Raw genomic sequence first — 17,500 nt, 5'->3', positions numbered from 1 at the left:
AGCTCTTAATCCATTCGCTCGACTTGCATGTATTAGGCACGCCGCCAGCGTTCATCCTGAGCCAGGATCAAACTCTCCAATAAAGTTAGTTTGTCTAGCATCTAAAATAAAAATTGACGTTTCACGTTGTTTGTTTCGTTCAGTTTTCAAAGAACTACTTGGTCGCTCGTTTGCGACTTCCTTATGTTAACATCTTCGTTAGTTAATGTCAACTAAGTTTTTCATTTCGTTTGTCGCTTGCGACGTTATTGTCATCGGCGACTTGTTCTATATTACACCTCTAAAGTATAATCGTCAATATGTTTTTATAAAAAATATAAAAAGGCTTATTTCTTTTAAAATAAGCCTTTTTATCACATATCATTCTATTCATTTATTATTTTTCTATAATTGGTAACGAGACGATAAATTGAATAGTGCCATCCCTATATTCCGCTCGAATACTACCACCTTGTAACTCAACAATACTTTTCGCAATCGCTAAACCGAGTCCCGATCCTTCCGTTACTCTACTTCGAGATTGATCCTTCTTATAGAAACGTTCAAACAAATTCGCTAACTCTTCTCTTGTAAACTCTTCACTATGATTCGCAATTACAATTTGTATATCCCTACGCTGCCTTTGAAGAGAAACTTTTATCTCTCCATCATCTTTACTATACTTAATTGCATTCATTAGTAAATTATCAAATACACGAACCATCTTTTCCGAATCAATCGATGCATAAGCACGTTCCTCAGGAAACTTCTTAACAAACGTAAGTCCATGCTCTTCCGCTTGCGGTACTAACTCTTCTATTAATTGCTCAAGCAACTCATTTACACATACTTCTTGTTTTTCTAATACAACTTGTTCATTTGTTAACTTCGTATACTCAAATAAATCTTCTATTAAATTTTTTAACTGCTCCGACTTTGCAAAAGCAATTCTCGTATACTCATCGTGTTGTTCTTTATTTTCATATTTAGAATCTCGAAGTAATCGTAAGTAACCCATAATAGAAGTAAGTGGTGTACGCAAATCATGCGATACATTTGTGATAAGCTCATTCTTTTGCTTTTCTAATTTACGTTCCTTTTCTATATTATTCATAAGCTCTTCTGCCATATTATTAATATTCTCAGTTAAAGCTGCAATCTCATCTTCACCTTTTTTCTCAATGCGGTAGGCTAAGTTACCTCTTTCTATTTCCTTTACGCCTTGTGCCATCGCTTCAATCTGCTTCATCTTTCTCTTTGTTATATAGAAGAAAGAGAAAATGAATACAAGTACACCAATTAAAAACGGGAATGGTCCTTCTTGCGTGTCATATATTACCTCTCCCTCTGGAATTCCGCTAACAAACATGTACAAATTCTTTCCTTCAATAGTAATAGGTGAAAAAGATATAAACTCTTTTCTTGTACTTTCAAATACATTTCTACCATCTGTATAATTAATCGCGAATGATGCTGCATTACGAATCGTATTATGCAAATCGATTTGCTCTTCTTGCGCTTGCTTTGTTTTATATAAAACTTTACCACTTTCATCAGTAACCAATATCTTCAAAGCTCTAGACCCTTGCTCTAAATTTTGGTTCTCCATTTCGATCATATTTGATATAGCTTCTAATTTGTTTTCATGAACCGAACTATTTGCCGCTCCTTGAGCTTGGTGATTAATTTGTTCCATACCAGCCCGATAATCGATAGTTGCTTGACGATTCGCATTCTCAAAAAACGGCGCTGCTGCCTTCGCTGACAAAACTCCTAATAACGCACAAGCAGCAAAAGTAGTAATCAATTGAATCCTTATACTCTTTCGTACGCTCTTTACTAATTTCTCAAATAATTCTCTTATTTTCCTTATATAAGTAAACGGATTAAATATCTTTTTCAATCTTATACCCCACTCCCCATACTGTTTTTATATATCTAGGTTTCCTTGGATTCTCCTCAATCTTTTCACGTACTTTTCGAATATGCACCATTACAGTATTATCAGACTGGAAAGATCGTTCGTTCCACACCTTTTCATAAATTTGCTCCGCACTAAACACCATACCTGGATTTCTAGCTAGCAGTTCTAAAATTGAAAATTCCCTCGGAGTTAGTTTCACTTCTTCTCCCTCTACAATAACTTTATGGGTCGAGATGTTGATTTTCATCTCCCCAATTTCTAACTCGTCCTCATTTTGAATAGCGAAACCATTCATTTTCATATAACGGCGTAACTGAGATTTAATTCGTGCAATTAACTCTAACGGATTAAACGGCTTCGTTACATAATCATCTGCTCCTGTTGTTAATCCTAAAATCTTATCCATATCTTGCGTTTTGGCAGAAAGCATAATAATAGGCATTTCTTTCGCTTCCCTTACCTTCATACACATATGAATACCATCCACTTTCGGCATCATAATATCTAATACGACTAGATGTACTTCATTTTCTTCCAGTAGACGTAATCCTTCTTCTCCGTCTCCTGCTTGTAATACTTTATATCCTTCATTCTTTAAATAGATTGTAATTAAATTCCGAATTTCTTTTTCATCATCTACGACAAGTATTGTTTCGTGTGCCACAATATCTCCCCCATCACTTTTTTAATCCCTAACTTCTATTATAGGAAAACTTCTGAAGAAAAACGCTCGGAAATCCTTAAGATTTTCTGAAGACGCAAAAAAGGTCTAGACTCCCCTTAAGTCTAGACCTTTAAAAAACCCCTTTTATTTACGAACGTAGATGAAATATAGTACGAATAAAACTCCCATAACATACATAATCGGATGAACCTCTTTACGACGACCACTCACAACCATTGTAATTGGATAGAAGATAAATCCAATCGCAATCCCAGTTGCGATACTATACGTAAGTGGCATAGAGATAATTGTAAAGAATGCTGGTACTGCAATCTCGAATTTCTTCCAATCAATTTCCCCTAAGGAAGAAACCATCAAGATTCCTACAATAATTAAAGCCGGCGCCGTTACAGCTGGCGTTACAACACTTAGTAATGGCGAGAAGAATAGTGCCAGTAAGAAGAATCCTGCTGTTACAACTGCTGTAAATCCAGAACGTCCTCCCGCTGCTACCCCTGCAGACGATTCAATGTAAGACGTTGTTGTTGATGTACCCAAGATTGCACCAATTACAGTCGCAATCGCATCTGCAAATAATGCTTTTCCTGCACGTGGTAATTTATTGTTCTTCATTAATCCAGCTTGATTCGCAACCGCTACAAGCGTACCTGCTGTATCAAAGAAATCGATAAAGAAGAACGTTATAATAACAATCCCCATTTGAACTGTAAAAATATCTCCGAAGTGCGTTAACGCCACGCCGAACGTTGGTTCTAGACTCGGTATTGCTCCCACTACAGCTTTCGGAGTATCAATTAATCCTGTTGCCACTCCTAAGATCGCTGTAAGAATCATACCGTAAAATACTGCACCATTAACTTTCTTAATCATGAAGATGATTGTCGTAACAACCCCGAAGATTGCTAGTAACGTTGTGCCCTTTGTTAAGTCCCCCAACCCAACAAGAACCGCATCATTTTTCACGATAATTCCTGCATTTTGGAATCCAAGGAATGCAATGAACAATCCGATACCTGCTGCTACTGCAAACTTTAACTCTGATGGAATTGCATTGATGATTTTTTCACGAATACCTGAAGCAGTAAGAATAATAAAGATAATACCTGACATTAATGTTCCGGCAATTGCTGTTTGCCATGGAATACCCATCGTTAACACTGCTGTATAAGCAAAGAACGCGTTAATTCCCATACCTGGCGCTAAAGCAATTGGATACTTCGCGAAAATACCCATAATTAACGAACCGATCGCTGCCGCTAATGCCGTAGCAACGAATACTGCACCTGGATCCATCCCTGTACCTGCTGGTAACCCTTTAACATTTCCAAGCGACAGCGTAGCAGGATTGACAAATAGTACGTAAGCCATAGATAGAAATGTCGTTAACCCTGCTATGAACTCAGTCTTATAATTCGTACCGAGCTCATCAAACTGAAAATAGCGTTTCATCCTACGTTTCCCCCGTTATATGATTACTCGCCGTATTTCACCCTAGCCCTCTTTTATCCCGAGAAATAAAAAAGGCTTCCATTGCATATATACATGGAAGCGTTCTATAAACAAAGACAAGTTTCCCCTCATCTTTATACAAACGCCTCGTAGTCAAGCCATTTACGGTAGCTAGGTAGAAACTTTCGGGCCATATCCCCGATATTATACGACGGCATAATATTCACTTTTCGTTTGAATTACATAATCATATTAACTCGACGAAGTAGTTTTGTCAATTTAAAAACGAACATTTTTATAAAAATTTATATTTTTGTTCGTATTAATACCAAAATAAAAAAGATCCATCTATGCATAAGCAATAGATGGACCTTTTTATAAATACTATTCCCACTCAATAGTTGCTGGTGGCTTACTCGTTACATCATACACGATACGGTTAACGTGTTTTACTTCGTTTACGATACGTACAGAGATTTTCTCTAATACGTCCCAAGGGATACGTGCCCAGTCAGCTGTCATACCGTCGATAGATGTTACTGCACGGATACCTACTGTGTAATCGTAAGTACGCTCGTCACCCATAACACCTACGCTACGCATACCAGGAAGCGCAGTGAAGTATTGCCAGATTTCGCGATCTAAGCCGGCTTTAATAATTTCCTCACGTAAAATCGCATCAGATTCACGAACGATTTCTAATTTCTCTTCTGTGATTTCACCTAATACACGAATACCAAGACCAGGACCTGGGAATGGTTGACGCCATACGATTTCATCAGGAATTCCTAGTTCAGATCCTAATACACGTACTTCATCTTTAAATAACGTGTTTAAAGGCTCAATTAATTTGAACTGCATGTCTTCTGGAAGTCCACCAACGTTATGGTGAGATTTAATTGTTTGTGCAGTTGCTGTACCACTTTCAACGATATCTGTGTAAAGTGTACCTTGTGCTAGGAAGTCCATACCTTGTAATTTAGATGCTTCATCATCGAATACGTAAATGAATTCGTTACCGATAATTTTACGTTTTTGTTCTGGATCTTCTACACCTTTTAACTTGTCCATGAAGCGGTCTTTTGCATCCACTTTAATAACGTTCATATGGAAGCCTTCACTAAATGTTTTCATAACGCCTTCCGCTTCGCCTTTACGAAGTAAACCGTGATCAACGAAAATACATGTTAATTGGTCGCCGATTGCTTTATGGATTAATACTGCTACAACAGAAGAGTCTACACCACCGCTAAGTGCGCATAGTACTTTTTTGTCTCCAACAGTTTCACGGATCTTTTCTAATTCTACTTCGATAAAGTTCTCCATGTTCCATCCTTCAGAACAACCACATACGCCGAATACGAAGTTTTTAATTAAATCGTTACCGTGCTCAGAGTGACGTACTTCTGGGTGGAATTGTACACCGTATAAGTTTTTCGCTTCATTGCTCATACCAGCAATTGGGCAAGACTCACTTGTTGCGTCTACTACGAATCCTTCAGGTAAACCAGTTACTAAGTCACCATGACTCATCCATACAACTTGCTCTTCCGGAAGGTTCGCATATAATTTTGATTCGTTCTCTACTTTAAGAACAGCTTTTCCGTACTCACGGTGATTTGCACGCTCTACTTTACCACCGAAGTGTTGCGTCATAAGCTGCATACCGTAACAAATACCGAAGATTGGTAAACCTAGTTCAAAGATTTTTTCATCACAATGTAATGCACCTTCACCGTATACACTATTTGGTCCACCAGAGAAAATAATCCCTTTTGGATTCATTGCTTTAATTTCTTCTGCAGTAATTGTATGTGGATGAAGTTCACTGTATACACCGAACTCACGAATTCGACGTGCTATTAACTGATTGTATTGACTTCCAAAATCTAAAACGATAATTGTATCGTGTTGTTTCTTCAAAATAATCACCCCAACGTTAGTTCTCGTATATAAATATTTTCACCAATTTGGCGAAAAGCATTACCAATATAATAAAAAAAGCCAGTCCTCCGCCTCTAGTCTCATAACAAAGAAAAGGCAGGGGTCTGGCTTTATAAAGAAAGATAGTCTCCGCTCTTTATAAATATAAGACACACTGCCTTCATAGTCAGGTTGTTTACGGTAACCCGGTAGAGACTCTCAAACCATATCATTGAGGATATATGAAGGATCGTTTTATATTATCTTCCTAGATTCTAACAATGAAGTATCAATATGGTCAAGAGAGAAAGCGACAAAATTCTACAGAAATTCATTTCCTTTTCTAAAAAACATAAAAAAACATCCATTTCTATATAGAAATGGATGTTTTTTTAGGGCAAACGGAATTACATCATTCCGCCCATACCGCCCATGCCCATGCCGCCCATGTCAGGCATTGCTGGTGCATTTGGTTCTGGCTTGTCAGCAACTACAGCTTCAGTTGTTAAGAACATAGCTGCAACAGATGCTGCGTTTTGAAGTGCAGAACGAGTTACTTTAGCTGGATCTACGATACCAGACTCAAGCATGTTAACCCATTCGCCAGTAGCTGCGTTGAAACCAACGCCTACTTTTTCGCCTTTTAGACGCTCTACAACTACAGATCCTTCTAGACCAGCGTTGATTGCGATTTGACGAACTGGCTCTTCTAGTGCGCGAAGTACGATGTTGATACCTGTTGCTTCGTCGCCTTCAGCTACGATAGAAGCTACTTTTGTGTATACGTTCATAAGTGAAGTACCACCACCTGCAACGATACCTTCTTCTACTGCTGCACGAGTTGAGTTAAGTGCATCTTCAATGCGAAGTTTGCGCTCTTTTAACTCAGTTTCAGTTGCTGCACCTACTTTAATTACTGCTACGCCACCTGCTAGTTTAGCAAGACGCTCTTGTAATTTTTCACGATCGAATTCAGAAGTTGTTTCTTCTAATTGCGCACGGATTTGACCGATGCGAGCTTCGATTTGTTCTGTGCTTCCTACACCTTCAACTACAGTTGTGTTTTCTTTTGTAACAACAACTTTACCAGCGCGTCCTAAAGATTCAACTGTAGCAGATTTTAAGTCACGACCTAATTCTTCAGTGATTACTTCGCCACCTGTTAAGATTGCGATATCTTCTAGCATTGCTTTACGACGGTCACCAAATCCAGGAGCTTTAACAGCTACTACGTTGAATGTACCACGAAGTTTGTTCACTACTAATGTAGCTAAAGCTTCGCCTTCAACATCTTCAGCAATGATAAGAAGTGGTTTACCTTGTTGTACCACTTGCTCTAATACTGGTAAGATTTCTTGAATGTTAGAAATCTTTTTGTCAGTGATTAAGATGTATGGGTTATCAAGAACTGCTTCCATTTTGTCAGAATCAGTAATCATGTAAGGAGATGCATATCCACGATCAAATTGCATACCTTCTACTACGTCTAATTCTGTTGTGAATCCTTTAGACTCTTCTAAAGTAATAACGCCGTCGTTACCAACGCGCTCCATTGCTTCAGCGATTAATTGACCTACTTCTTCGTCAGCTGCAGAAATAGCAGCTACTTGTGCGATAGAAGATTTGCCTTCGATTGGTTTAGAAATCGTTTTTAATTCTTCAATTGCAGCAGTAACAGCTTTTTCGATACCTTTACGAAGACCCATTGGGTTAGCACCAGCTGTTACGTTTTTAAGACCTTCACGAATCATAGCTTGCGCTAATACAGTTGCAGTTGTTGTTCCGTCACCAGCTACGTCATTTGTTTTGCTAGCAACTTCCGCTACTAATTTCGCACCCATGTTTTCGAATGCATCTTCTAATTCGATTTCTTTTGCGATTGTTACACCATCATTTGTAATAAGTGGTGAACCAAATTTTTTCTCAAGTACAACGTTACGACCTTTTGGTCCAAGCGTAACTTTTACTGCGTTTGCAAGAGTGTCGACACCGCGAAGCATCGAACGACGTGCTTCTTCACTAAATTTAATATCTTTTGCCATAATAATTGACCCCCTTGGATTTTTTAAGATTTATATAATTAACCGATAACTGCTAAAATGTCACTTTCACGTAAAATCAAGTAGTCTGTACCTTCATATTTCACTTCAGTACCTGCATATTTTGAGAAGATGATAAGATCACCTGCTGCTACCTCTAAAGCAACACGCTCACCATTCTCAAGCACTCGACCAGTACCTACTGCAACTACTTTACCCTCTTGTGGTTTTTCTTTTGCAGTATCTGGTAATACGATACCACTTGCTGTTTTTTCTTCTGCTTGAACAAGCTCAATTACAACGCGATCACCTAATGGCTTTAGCATGAACAATAACCTCCTCATTTTGTTATGTAAATTTCTTTTATTAGCACTCAAGTCATCCGAGTGCTAACACACTTATAATAATAAATAATCTCAATTTCTTTTGCAAGTAAAAAAATCATAATTTTTTCGCAAATCACTATATAAACTTTCTATATAGAATACTGCCTTTACTATATGAATCGTTGTTTCCACTGCTCGTATGTTACAATATGAAAGGACACCCTAAGTTGTTTTCGCTACACACACAACTTTCTCCTGTCTTCTATTATAATTTCAAATAAGGATTTACGAAAAAAACATAATTCAAGTGAGGTTTATATCGTAGGTAGCATATTTACATGTTATCCTAACTTATCTCATACACTATAGTTAGAAAGGATGGTTAAACCATTTGAAGAAACAATACTGGTGGATTATCGTTACATACATTTTAATGCAGTTATCTGGCGTTGTTGGATTGCCACTTCTCCTAAAAACAGGACTCTATGATAATAGAGGATTTACCATTGAGGAAAAAGGACAAATCATAACGGGACACTGGGCAATTATTAGCTTCTTTGTTGCATTATGTATCGTACTTTGGTTACTTAGAACAGATATTCGTAACAGGCATTTAGATCCAAAGCGCTCTTCTGCTCCAGCTACTATTGGATGGATTTTCATCGGGTTCTTCTTAGCAATCATCTCACAATCCATTGCAGGTATGATTGAAATGTATGTATTTGGGGTTCCACGTGGATCTGAGAATACAGACAGACTGATGGACATCGCAAGAACGATACCTTGGTTCCTTATTGTTGTATCTATAATTGGACCTATCTTAGAAGAAATCGTATTTAGAAAAATTCTATTCGGCACGCTTTATAAGAAGTTTAACTTCTTTATTGCAGCTATCATTAGTTCGCTTGTATTCGCAGCAATTCATTTTGATTTTACTCACTTATTGGTATACACTGCTATGGGGCTCGTATTCGCCTTCTTATATGTGAAGACGAAACGTATTATCGTTCCGATTGCAGCTCATGTTGCGATGAATACATTAGTCGCTATTGGGCAAATTTTTATGAGCAATGAACAAATTCAAGAAATGATTAAAGAAGCTGAAAAAATGCAAGGCTTTATCGGAGGATTTTTTGTATGAGAAACTCACCATTGTTCATGGCTGCACTATACTTCCTTCTTGGATGTATCTTTACACGCTTCGCCATTACGAACGTGACAGATACAATCTGGAATATGTGGACAATACTATTTGCAGTTATGGCAACAATTGATTTTAATTTGGCACTTCGCCTTATATTAGTTAAATTCACAAAGAAGAAACAATAATAAAACGCAGAGGTCGCTTCCTCTGCGTTTTATTGTGGATAGTTTTTCAAAAAGTAAACTAATGTTTGTAACTCTACAGCTAAGTCAATATGATGAATTCTAATATTCTCTGATACGTTTAATCGCGCTGGTGTGAAATTCAAAATACCGTGCACGCTTGTTTCAGCTAATCTATCTGCTACAGCTTGCGCTACTGTAGCCGGTACTGTTAATATTGCCACTTGTATATCATTTGATAATCTCTCTTCTAATTCATCTAAATGATATACAGGAATGCCCCCGATTTCTGTTCCAACTTTCTCTTCACTAACATCAAATGCCATTTCAATTTTTGTATTATTGTTTTTCGTGAAATTATAATGTAAGAAAGCGGTCCCTAAATTACCTACTCCAATAAGTGCTACACGTGTTATATCATCTTGATCAAGTGTTTCGCGGAAAAATGATAATAAATAATTTACGTTATATCCATATCCCTTTTTCCCTAACGCTCCAAAATACGAAAAATCTCTTCGTATTGTTGCGGAATCTACTTTTACTGCCTCACTCAATTCGGCCGATGAAACACGCTGCTTACCAGAAAGAGATAAGTTTTGGATAAATCGATAGTATAGAGGCAATCTTTTAGCAGTGGCTTGTGGAATCTTTTGCTGATCCATATGACCTCTCCTCTCTTCCTATCTTTATTCATATACTTTAATCAAATACAGAAGTTTAGCACTCATTAAATTCCTTGTATAATAAAGAGAAGAAGTATTCTCTCTTTATTTTAAACTATACACTATTTTTAGTATGATTGAGAAATATAAACATGGCAAAGTTAAGAAATTATTTGAGGTGAAAACATTGATTTTATTACAAGTAAACGCGCTTTCGAAATTATACGGTGCAGAAACAATTCTTGCAAACATAAAATTGGAAGTACAAACAAAAGATCGTATCGCATTAGTTGGAAGGAATGGAGCAGGTAAATCTACATTATTAAAAATTATCGCTGGTGAATTATCTCATGATGGTGGCGAAATTATAAAACCGAAAGATGTCTCAATCGGATATTTAGCTCAAAATACTGGACTAGAAACGTCTTTAACAATTTGGGATGAAATGCTAACCGTCTTTACCCATTTACAGCAAATGGAGACAAAACTCCGAAGGCTTGAGCAAGAAATGGGAAAAGAAGAAAACTTTTCAAACGAAGCTACATATGAAAGATTGTTAGCTGATTATGACCAATTACAACTCAATTATAAAGATCAAGGTGGATATCAATATGAAGCGGATATTCGCTCCATTTTAAGCGGCCTTGGCTTCCCAGTTGAAACGCACCAGACGACGATCTCTACTTTAAGCGGCGGGCAAAAAACAAGATTAGCTCTCGGGAAATTATTATTAACAAAACCAGACTTACTTATTTTGGACGAGCCTACAAACCATTTAGACATCGAAACATTAACATGGCTTGAGCAATATTTGCAAGGTTATCCTGGCGCAATATTAATCGTCTCACATGACCGTTATTTCTTAGACAAACTCGTTACACAAGTATATGAAATTTCGAATAAAGAAAGCAGACGATTTGTTGGTAACTACAGTAAATATTTAGACTTAAAATCAGCATTATATGAGCAAGAAATGAAACGTTACGAAAAACAACAAGATGAAATCGCAAAACTTGAGGACTTCGTTCAAAAGAATATAGCTCGCGCTTCTACAACGAAACGTGCTCAAAGTCGCCGTAAACAACTAGACAGAATGGAATTATTAACGAGACCATTAGGGGATTCTAAGTCAGCATCATTCCACTTCGATATTGAAAAACAAAGTGGAAATGATGTTTTACAAGTAAATGATGCAACCATCGGCTATGATGAAAACCCTATAATTGAACATGTAACTATGCGCTTAACTCGCGGAGATAGTGTTGCTTTAGTTGGTCCAAACGGAATTGGGAAATCCACATTGTTAAAATCTATTGTGAATAAGTTACCACTATTAAATGGTGATGTTTCTTTCGGATCAAATGTATCTGTTGGTTATTATGATCAAGAACAAGCAAACTTAACATCTTCTAAACGGGTTTTAAATGAACTATGGGATGAATATCCACTGCAACCGGAAAAAGAAATCCGTACTATACTTGGGAATTTTTTATTCACAGGAGATGATGTACTGAAACCAGTATCTTCCCTTAGTGGCGGACAAAAAGCTCGATTAGCTCTTGCAAAACTTATGATGCAAAAGTCAAATTTGTTAATTCTAGATGAGCCTACGAACCACCTTGATTTAAATAGTAAAGAGATTTTGGAGAATGCTTTAATTGATTACCCAGGGACTCTTCTATTCGTCTCACATGACCGCTACTTTATTAACCGTGTAACAACGACTGTGGTTGAGTTATCAACAGAAGGTGCACAGGAATATTTAGGGGATTACGATTACTACGTTGAAAAGAAAAATGAAATGATTGAACGTGCAGAACTTGAACAGCAAGAAAGTGACGTTCCTGTTCAAAAGGTGGTTGCACAAGAGAAATTAAATTATTTAGAAGAAAAAGAGCGTAAAAAACTAGAGCGTCAACGCACTAGAAAAATTGAAGAGCTAGAACAAAGTATAGTGGAATTAGAAGAAGAAATTGCTACGTTAGAAGATCAACTTTGCTTACCAGAAATATATGCAGATTATGAAAAAGCTAGTGAAATTACAACTAAAAAGCAAACGCTACAAGAACAACTTGAAACTTGTATGGCAGAATGGGAAGAGCTGCATGTATAAGCATATTTAAATAAGGAAGATGTCTCATAAGTCAGGATTTTTGACTATGTGACATCTTTTTTTAGTACTTAAACAATTTTTTGAATATATCTATCGTAACTTAGAATATACTAACGATTTTTTAAATATATCTATTGTAACCCTATATATATTAACAATCCGACACGAAATATCGATTTAACGACAAAGATTGACAATATTAGCATCTTCTATAATAGGGAGATGTTTCAAAATATTTTTCGGGGATATCTTCTTGCTTTTTATTTCCCGAAAAAGAACAAATTCAAAGGTCTGACATCAACCTATTTATCCACAAGTTTATACACATATCCACCTTTATAAAATAAACATTAAAATAACTTTTCCACATTATCCACAGCCAACAAAAAAGTTATCAACATTTTATATACACAATAAAACCCACATTATCAACAGATAATATGGGTTTTATCCACAACCTGTGGTTAATTATGTGTATAACTATGCTTCAATATCTAATCCTGGATTTGCATTTAAGGCTAATGTTGCACGCTTACCTTGTTCATAAGCAATTGTCCCTGCCGCTGCAATCATCGCTGCATTATCTGTGCATAAAGATAGCGGCGGAATAATTAATTCAATGTTTTCTTTTTGTGCAAATTCCTCTTCTAATCGCGCACGAAGTCCTTTATTAGCAGCTACTCCACCAGCAAGAAGTAATTGCTTTACATTATAAGCTTCTGCTGCACGAGCTGCTTTCGTTACAAGTACATCTATTACACTTTCTTGGAAACTTGCCGCTAAATCTTCTGGTGCAATTTCTATACCGCGCTGTTTTGCGTTATGCACAGTGTTGATAACTGCTGATTTCAATCCACTAAAGCTAAAATCATACGAATCCGGTTCTAGCCATGCACGAGGCAAATCAATTGTCGGTTCTCCTTCATGTGCAAGGCGATCAATATGAGGACCACCTGGATATGGCATAGATAACGTACGAGCTACTTTATCATATGCTTCTCCAGCTGCATCGTCTCGTGTTTCACCAATTACTTCGAATGAACCATGTTCTTTCATATAAACAAGTTCTGTATGCCCACCAGATACAACAAGTGATAATAACGGGAATTGAACTTCTTTTACTAAACGGTTCGCATAAATATGACCAGCAATATGATGAACACCGACTAACGGAATATCATGTGCAAACGCTACTGCCTTCGCTGCATTTACTCCAATTAGAAGTGCTCCTACTAAACCAGGACCTTCTGTTACAGCAATTGCATCAATATCATCAAATGTGATGTTTGCTTCCTTTAAAGCTTCTTCTAACACAACTGTAATTTCTTCTACATGATGACGTGATGCAATCTCTGGTACAACGCCGCCAAAACGTTTATGACTTTCAATTTGTGATGCAACGACATTCGCAATAATTTCCGTTCCATTTTTAACAACTGCTACTGCTGTTTCATCACAACTTGTTTCAATACCAAGTATAATCGTATTTTTTTCCATTATATATTCACCCACATTACGAGACCATCTTCCTGATTGTCTGCATAGTATCGTTTACGAATCCCACCATTTTGAAATCCGTATTTTCTGTATAACTGCTTTGCTACTTCATTTGATACACGTACTTCCAGTGTCATTGTTTTTACCCCTAGTTCTTTCGCTTCAGAAATAACTGCTTTCAATAGGGCATCTCCTAACTTTTGACCTCGGTATTCTGGCAAAATAGCTATATTTGTTATATGAGATTCATCAATAATTATCCACAATCCACAATACCCGACTACACGACCATCTTTTTCTAACACAATATAATGTGCATGTTCATTCATCGTTAATTCACGGTGAAAGGCATCTGCAGTCCAAGGAGTTGAAAAAGACGCTTCTTCAATAGCTACAATTTGAGCAATATCATCAAGCTCCATCTTTCTAAATATCATATCCATCTTCTGCAAGCTCCTACTTGTTTTGACTTTCTAACCACTTTGTTTCAGCTTCAGCTAAACGAAGATAGCTTGGAACAAACGTATGCACATCTTGTTCTTCTTTTTGTAATCCTAAGAATGCTAGCTCACTTGGTCTTGGGTTATTTTTAGTAAATGGAGCGAATACAGCTTGATCACCTAAATGTTCTATAATTGTTTCTTTATGCAATTTAACATCGTTACCGATAAATAAAACAGGCTGTCCTTTATCTTTTAACATTTGCAACCAGTCTACAATAAGAATAATTCGGTCTTCTTCTATTGAAGTTAACTGCTCTCCTTCATATGTATATAACCCAGTATAAATTTGCCCACGTCTTCCATCAAATAAAGGACAAATTAACCCGTTAAAGTTAGCACCGTTTGCAGCTACTACCTCTAAACTTGATACACCTACAATTGGTATTTGAAGTGACCAAGCTAATGTTTTCGCCGCTGTCACGCCTATACGAACACCTGTATAGGATCCAGGTCCAGCAGCTACAACGATTTTAGTTAATTCCTTCGGTTTTACGCCACACTCTTTTAACAGTTTCTCTACAGCTGGCATAAGACGTACAGAATGGTTTTTTGTTAAATTTGTAATGATTTCCCCAATTACGTTTTCTTCCTCAATAAGGGATACACCCATTACGTAATTTGAAGTATCAATTGCTAGTACTTTCATCTTGTAATAGCTCCTCACATAATCTAATATAGCGATCTCCAATTGGCTCGAGTATAATTTTTCTTGTGTCATCTCCAGCATGGAATAAACTAATTTGTAACTTTTCATTCGGTAAATATGCTTCTATTAAATGAGCCCATTCTACTACCGTAATTCCTTCACCGTAGAAATATTCATCAAAGCCTAAGTCCTCTTCACTTTCTGCTAAGCGATACACGTCCATATGATATAGCGGTAATCTTCCATTATATTCTTTGATGATATTAAAGGTAGGACTATTTACAACTCTTTTCACTCCAAGACCTTTTGCTAGTCCCTTTGTAAAAGTCGTCTTACCAGCTCCAAGATCTCCTTCTAAAATAATTACGTCTTGTGCCTCTACGAGCTCACCTAATTTTTCTGATAACCTTTGTGTTTCCTCAGAAGATTTTGTTGTTACTTCATATTTACTCACAGACTTCACCTACTTTACTCACAATGTTCTCTGCTCTTTATTATACAGGTTTTGAATATATAAAAAAGTCCTTAGGAGTTGTCCTAAGGATAGTTTGACTGTCTTTATTAGTTTTTTGTTAAAACAAATAAAAAAATACGAAACAACTTGTTTCGTTCTTTTCTTTATATGAAATGGCGGTCCCGACCGGGGTCGAACCGGCGATCTCCTGCGTGACAGGCAGGCATGTTAACCACTACACCACGGGACCATTTGGTTGCGGGGACAGGATTTGAACCTGCGACCTTCGGGTTATGAGCCCGACGAGCTACCGTGCTGCTCCACCCCGCGACAATATAAATAGCTTGGCGACGTCCTACTCTCACAGGGACAAGGTCCCAACTACCATCGGCGCTAGAGAGCTTAACTTCCGTGTTCGGTATGGGAACGGGTGTGACCTCTCTGCCATCATCACCAAACTATTGAAGGCATATTCCTTCAAAACTAGATAACATTTGCTACATATTATATGGTTAAGTCCTCGATCTATTAGTATTCGTCAGCTCCACATGTCACCATGCTTCCACCTCGAACCTATCAACCTGATCATCTTTCAGGGATCTTACTAGCTTACGCTATGGGAAATCTCATCTTGAGGGGGGCTTCATGCTTAGATGCTTTCAGCACTTATCCCTTCCGCACATAGCTACCCAGCTATGCCCTTGGCAGAACAACTGGTACACCAGCGGTGCGTCCATCCCGGTCCTCTCGTACTAAGGACAGCTCCTCTCAAATTTCCTACGCCCACGACGGATAGGGACCGAACTGTCTCACGACGTTCTGAACCCAGCTCGCGTACCGCTTTAATGGGCGAACAGCCCAACCCTTGGGACCGACTACAGCCCCAGGATGCGATGAGCCGACATCGAGGTGCCAAACCTCCCCGTCGATGTGGACTCTTGGGGGAGATAAGCCTGTTATCCCCGGGGTAGCTTTTATCCGTTGAGCGATGGCCCTTCCATGCGGAACCACCGGATCACTAAGCCCGACTTTCGTCCCTGCTCGACTTGTAGGTCTCGCAGTCAAGCTCCCTTATGCCTTTGCACTCTACGAATGATTTCCAACCATTCTGAGGGAACCTTTGGGCGCCTCCGTTACACTTTAGGAGGCGACCGCCCCAGTCAAACTGCCCACCTGACACTGTCTCCCGGGTCGATAAGACCCGTAGGTTAGAATTTCAATACAGTCAGGGCGGTATCCCACCAGCGCCTCCACCGAAGCTAGCGCTCCGGTTTCAATGGCTCCCGCCTATCCTGTACAAACTGTACCAAAATTCAATATCAGGCTACAGTAAAGCTCCACGGGGTCTTTCCGTCCTGTCGCGGGTAACCTGCATCTTCACAGGTACTATAATTTCACCGAGTCTCTGGTTGAGACAGTGCCCAAATCGTTACACCTTTCGTGCGGGTCGGAACTTACCCGACAAGGAATTTCGCTACCTTAGGACCGTTATAGTTACGGCCGCCGTTTACTGGGGCTTCAGTTCAGAGCTTCGCTTACGCTAACCCCTCTCCTTAACCTTCCAGCACCGGGCAGGTGTCACCCCCTATACTTCGCCTTACGGCTTCGCAGAGAGCTGTGTTTTTGCTAAACAGTCGCTTGGGCCTATTCACTGCGGCTTTCCGTTAAGAAAGCACCCCTTCTCCCGAAGTTACGGGGTCATTTTGCCGAGTTCCTTAACCAGAGTTCTCTCGCACACCTTAGGATTCTCTCCTCGCCTACCTGTGTCGGTTTGCGGTACAGGCACCTTTTATCTCGCTAGAAGCTTTTCTTGGCAGCGGGGAATCAAAGACTTCGCTCCATAAGGAGCTTCCCCATCACAGCTCAGCCTTCACGATAAGCGGATTTGCCTACTTATCAGCCTAACTGCTTGGACGTGCACAACCAATCGCACGCTTCTTCTATCCTTCTGCGTCCCTCCATTGCTCAAACGAT

The 17,500-nt window shown here is 38.5% G+C and carries 14 protein-coding genes, 2 tRNA genes, 3 rRNA genes and 2 riboswitches (2 of these 21 running past the window's edge); of the genes, 3 read left to right on the top strand and 16 right to left on the bottom strand.

The window, feature by feature from the left end; genetic code table 11:
- The 7 genes from DN399_RS01545 to groES all read right to left on the bottom strand — a co-directional run.
- A 16S ribosomal RNA gene (locus tag DN399_RS01545) occupies positions 1 to 83 on the bottom strand; it reaches 1,469 nt to the left of the window's first position.
- A gap of 293 nt (positions 84 to 376) precedes the next feature.
- Entirely contained in the window at positions 377 to 1,882 is a 1,506-nt protein-coding gene (gene ampS / locus DN399_RS01540; RefSeq protein ID WP_000719205.1) for an aminopeptidase AmpS, read from the bottom strand.
- Positions 1,866 to 2,567 carry a response regulator transcription factor gene (locus DN399_RS01535; RefSeq protein WP_000929885.1) on the bottom strand — a complete coding sequence of 234 codons (702 nt, stop codon included), beginning with the start codon at positions 2,565 to 2,567 and terminating at the stop codon, positions 1,866 to 1,868. The genes ampS and DN399_RS01535 overlap by 17 nt, the downstream gene beginning before the upstream one ends.
- Positions 2,568 to 2,711: 144 nt before the next feature.
- Positions 2,712 to 4,037, bottom strand: coding sequence for an NCS2 family permease (locus DN399_RS01530; RefSeq protein WP_000833096.1), 1,326 nt, complete (start codon positions 4,035 to 4,037; stop codon positions 2,712 to 2,714).
- A 130-nt stretch (positions 4,038 to 4,167) separates the two neighbouring features.
- Positions 4,168 to 4,269, bottom strand: a riboswitch (purine riboswitch).
- A 152-nt stretch (positions 4,270 to 4,421) separates the two neighbouring features.
- Complete coding sequence (gene guaA, locus DN399_RS01525; RefSeq protein ID WP_000743905.1) at positions 4,422 to 5,960, bottom strand: glutamine-hydrolyzing GMP synthase; 1,539 nt, start codon at positions 5,958 to 5,960, stop codon at positions 4,422 to 4,424.
- A 164-nt stretch (positions 5,961 to 6,124) separates the two neighbouring features.
- Positions 6,125 to 6,226, bottom strand: a riboswitch (purine riboswitch).
- 141 nt (positions 6,227 to 6,367) lie between these two features.
- Positions 6,368 to 8,002 carry a chaperonin GroEL gene (gene groL, locus DN399_RS01520; RefSeq protein ID WP_001029993.1) on the bottom strand — a complete coding sequence of 545 codons (1,635 nt, stop codon included), beginning with the start codon at positions 8,000 to 8,002 and terminating at the stop codon, positions 6,368 to 6,370.
- Positions 8,003 to 8,040: 38 nt separating this feature from the next.
- Entirely contained in the window at positions 8,041 to 8,325 is a 285-nt protein-coding gene (gene groES / locus DN399_RS01515; protein ID WP_000917311.1) for a co-chaperone GroES, read from the bottom strand.
- A gap of 391 nt (positions 8,326 to 8,716) precedes the next feature.
- On the opposite strand from groES, the gene DN399_RS01510 reads away from it, so the two are divergent.
- Together DN399_RS01510 and DN399_RS01505 are read left to right on the top strand one after the other, a co-directional pair.
- On the top strand, positions 8,717 to 9,466 hold the full coding sequence (locus DN399_RS01510) for a CPBP family intramembrane glutamic endopeptidase (protein WP_000745329.1): 750 nt from the start codon (positions 8,717 to 8,719) through the stop codon (positions 9,464 to 9,466).
- Positions 9,463 to 9,654 carry a YdiK family protein gene (locus tag DN399_RS01505; protein WP_001246201.1) on the top strand — a complete coding sequence of 64 codons (192 nt, stop codon included), beginning with the start codon at positions 9,463 to 9,465 and terminating at the stop codon, positions 9,652 to 9,654. Before DN399_RS01510 ends, DN399_RS01505 begins: the two co-directional genes overlap by 4 nt.
- Before the next feature lie 29 nt (positions 9,655 to 9,683).
- On the opposite strand, the gene DN399_RS01500 is transcribed toward DN399_RS01505, so the two are convergent.
- Positions 9,684 to 10,313, bottom strand: a complete 630-nt coding sequence (locus tag DN399_RS01500) for a redox-sensing transcriptional repressor Rex (protein ID WP_000372699.1) — start codon at positions 10,311 to 10,313, stop codon at positions 9,684 to 9,686.
- A gap of 187 nt (positions 10,314 to 10,500) precedes the next feature.
- Here DN399_RS01500 and DN399_RS01495 point away from each other — a divergent pair, with 187 nt between their 5' ends.
- Positions 10,501 to 12,426, top strand: coding sequence for an ABC-F family ATP-binding cassette domain-containing protein (locus DN399_RS01495; RefSeq protein WP_000602146.1), 1,926 nt, complete (start codon positions 10,501 to 10,503; stop codon positions 12,424 to 12,426).
- A 480-nt stretch (positions 12,427 to 12,906) separates the two neighbouring features.
- Here the strand turns inward: DN399_RS01495 and tsaD are convergent, their stop codons facing one another.
- The 8 genes from tsaD to DN399_RS01455 all read right to left on the bottom strand — a co-directional run.
- On the bottom strand, positions 12,907 to 13,923 hold the full coding sequence (gene tsaD / locus DN399_RS01490) for a tRNA (adenosine(37)-N6)-threonylcarbamoyltransferase complex transferase subunit TsaD (protein WP_000414585.1): 1,017 nt from the start codon (positions 13,921 to 13,923) through the stop codon (positions 12,907 to 12,909).
- Positions 13,923 to 14,366, bottom strand: a complete 444-nt coding sequence (rimI, locus tag DN399_RS01485; protein ID WP_000367190.1) for a ribosomal protein S18-alanine N-acetyltransferase — start codon at positions 14,364 to 14,366, stop codon at positions 13,923 to 13,925. The genes tsaD and rimI overlap by 1 nt, the downstream gene beginning before the upstream one ends.
- Before the next feature lie 13 nt (positions 14,367 to 14,379).
- The gene (gene tsaB, locus DN399_RS01480; RefSeq protein ID WP_000865740.1) at positions 14,380 to 15,072 is read right to left on the bottom strand and encodes a tRNA (adenosine(37)-N6)-threonylcarbamoyltransferase complex dimerization subunit type 1 TsaB; all 693 of its coding nucleotides are present in this window, start codon (positions 15,070 to 15,072) and stop codon (positions 14,380 to 14,382) included.
- Positions 15,053 to 15,526, bottom strand: a complete 474-nt coding sequence (gene tsaE / locus DN399_RS01475) for a tRNA (adenosine(37)-N6)-threonylcarbamoyltransferase complex ATPase subunit type 1 TsaE (RefSeq protein ID WP_049107664.1) — start codon at positions 15,524 to 15,526, stop codon at positions 15,053 to 15,055. The genes tsaB and tsaE overlap by 20 nt, the downstream gene beginning before the upstream one ends.
- A gap of 174 nt (positions 15,527 to 15,700) precedes the next feature.
- Positions 15,701 to 15,776, bottom strand: a tRNA-Asp gene (locus tag DN399_RS01470).
- A gap of 3 nt (positions 15,777 to 15,779) precedes the next feature.
- Positions 15,780 to 15,856 (bottom strand) — tRNA-Met (locus DN399_RS01465).
- 12 nt (positions 15,857 to 15,868) lie between these two features.
- A 5S ribosomal RNA gene (gene rrf, locus DN399_RS01460) occupies positions 15,869 to 15,984 on the bottom strand.
- Positions 15,985 to 16,034: 50 nt separating this feature from the next.
- Positions 16,035 to 17,500, bottom strand: a 23S ribosomal RNA gene (locus DN399_RS01455) (it continues 1,456 nt past the right edge of the window).

Source organism: Bacillus sp. AR4-2 (genome assembly GCF_008274865.1).
Lineage (GTDB): Bacteria > Bacillota > Bacilli > Bacillales > Bacillaceae_G > Bacillus_A > Bacillus_A cereus.
This window is presented reverse-complemented; position numbering and strand designations above follow the sequence as displayed.

What these genes read in the sequence shown, in the direction of transcription:
- DN399_RS01530 (WP_000833096.1), bottom strand. Translation starts at nt 4,037, where the DNA reads ATGAAACGCTATTTTCAGTTTGATGAGCTCGGTACGAATTATAAGACT.
- DN399_RS01505 (WP_001246201.1), top strand. Translation starts at nt 9,463, where the DNA reads ATGAGAAACTCACCATTGTTCATGGCTGCACTATACTTCCTTCTTGGA.
- rimI (WP_000367190.1), bottom strand. Translation starts at nt 14,366, where the DNA reads ATGGATATGATATTTAGAAAGATGGAGCTTGATGATATTGCTCAAATT.
- DN399_RS01500 (WP_000372699.1), bottom strand. Translation starts at nt 10,313, where the DNA reads ATGGATCAGCAAAAGATTCCACAAGCCACTGCTAAAAGATTGCCTCTA.
- groL (WP_001029993.1), bottom strand. Translation starts at nt 8,002, where the DNA reads ATGGCAAAAGATATTAAATTTAGTGAAGAAGCACGTCGTTCGATGCTT.
- groES (WP_000917311.1), bottom strand. Translation starts at nt 8,325, where the DNA reads ATGCTAAAGCCATTAGGTGATCGCGTTGTAATTGAGCTTGTTCAAGCA.
- tsaB (WP_000865740.1), bottom strand. Translation starts at nt 15,072, where the DNA reads ATGAAAGTACTAGCAATTGATACTTCAAATTACGTAATGGGTGTATCC.
- tsaD (WP_000414585.1), bottom strand. Translation starts at nt 13,923, where the DNA reads ATGGAAAAAAATACGATTATACTTGGTATTGAAACAAGTTGTGATGAA.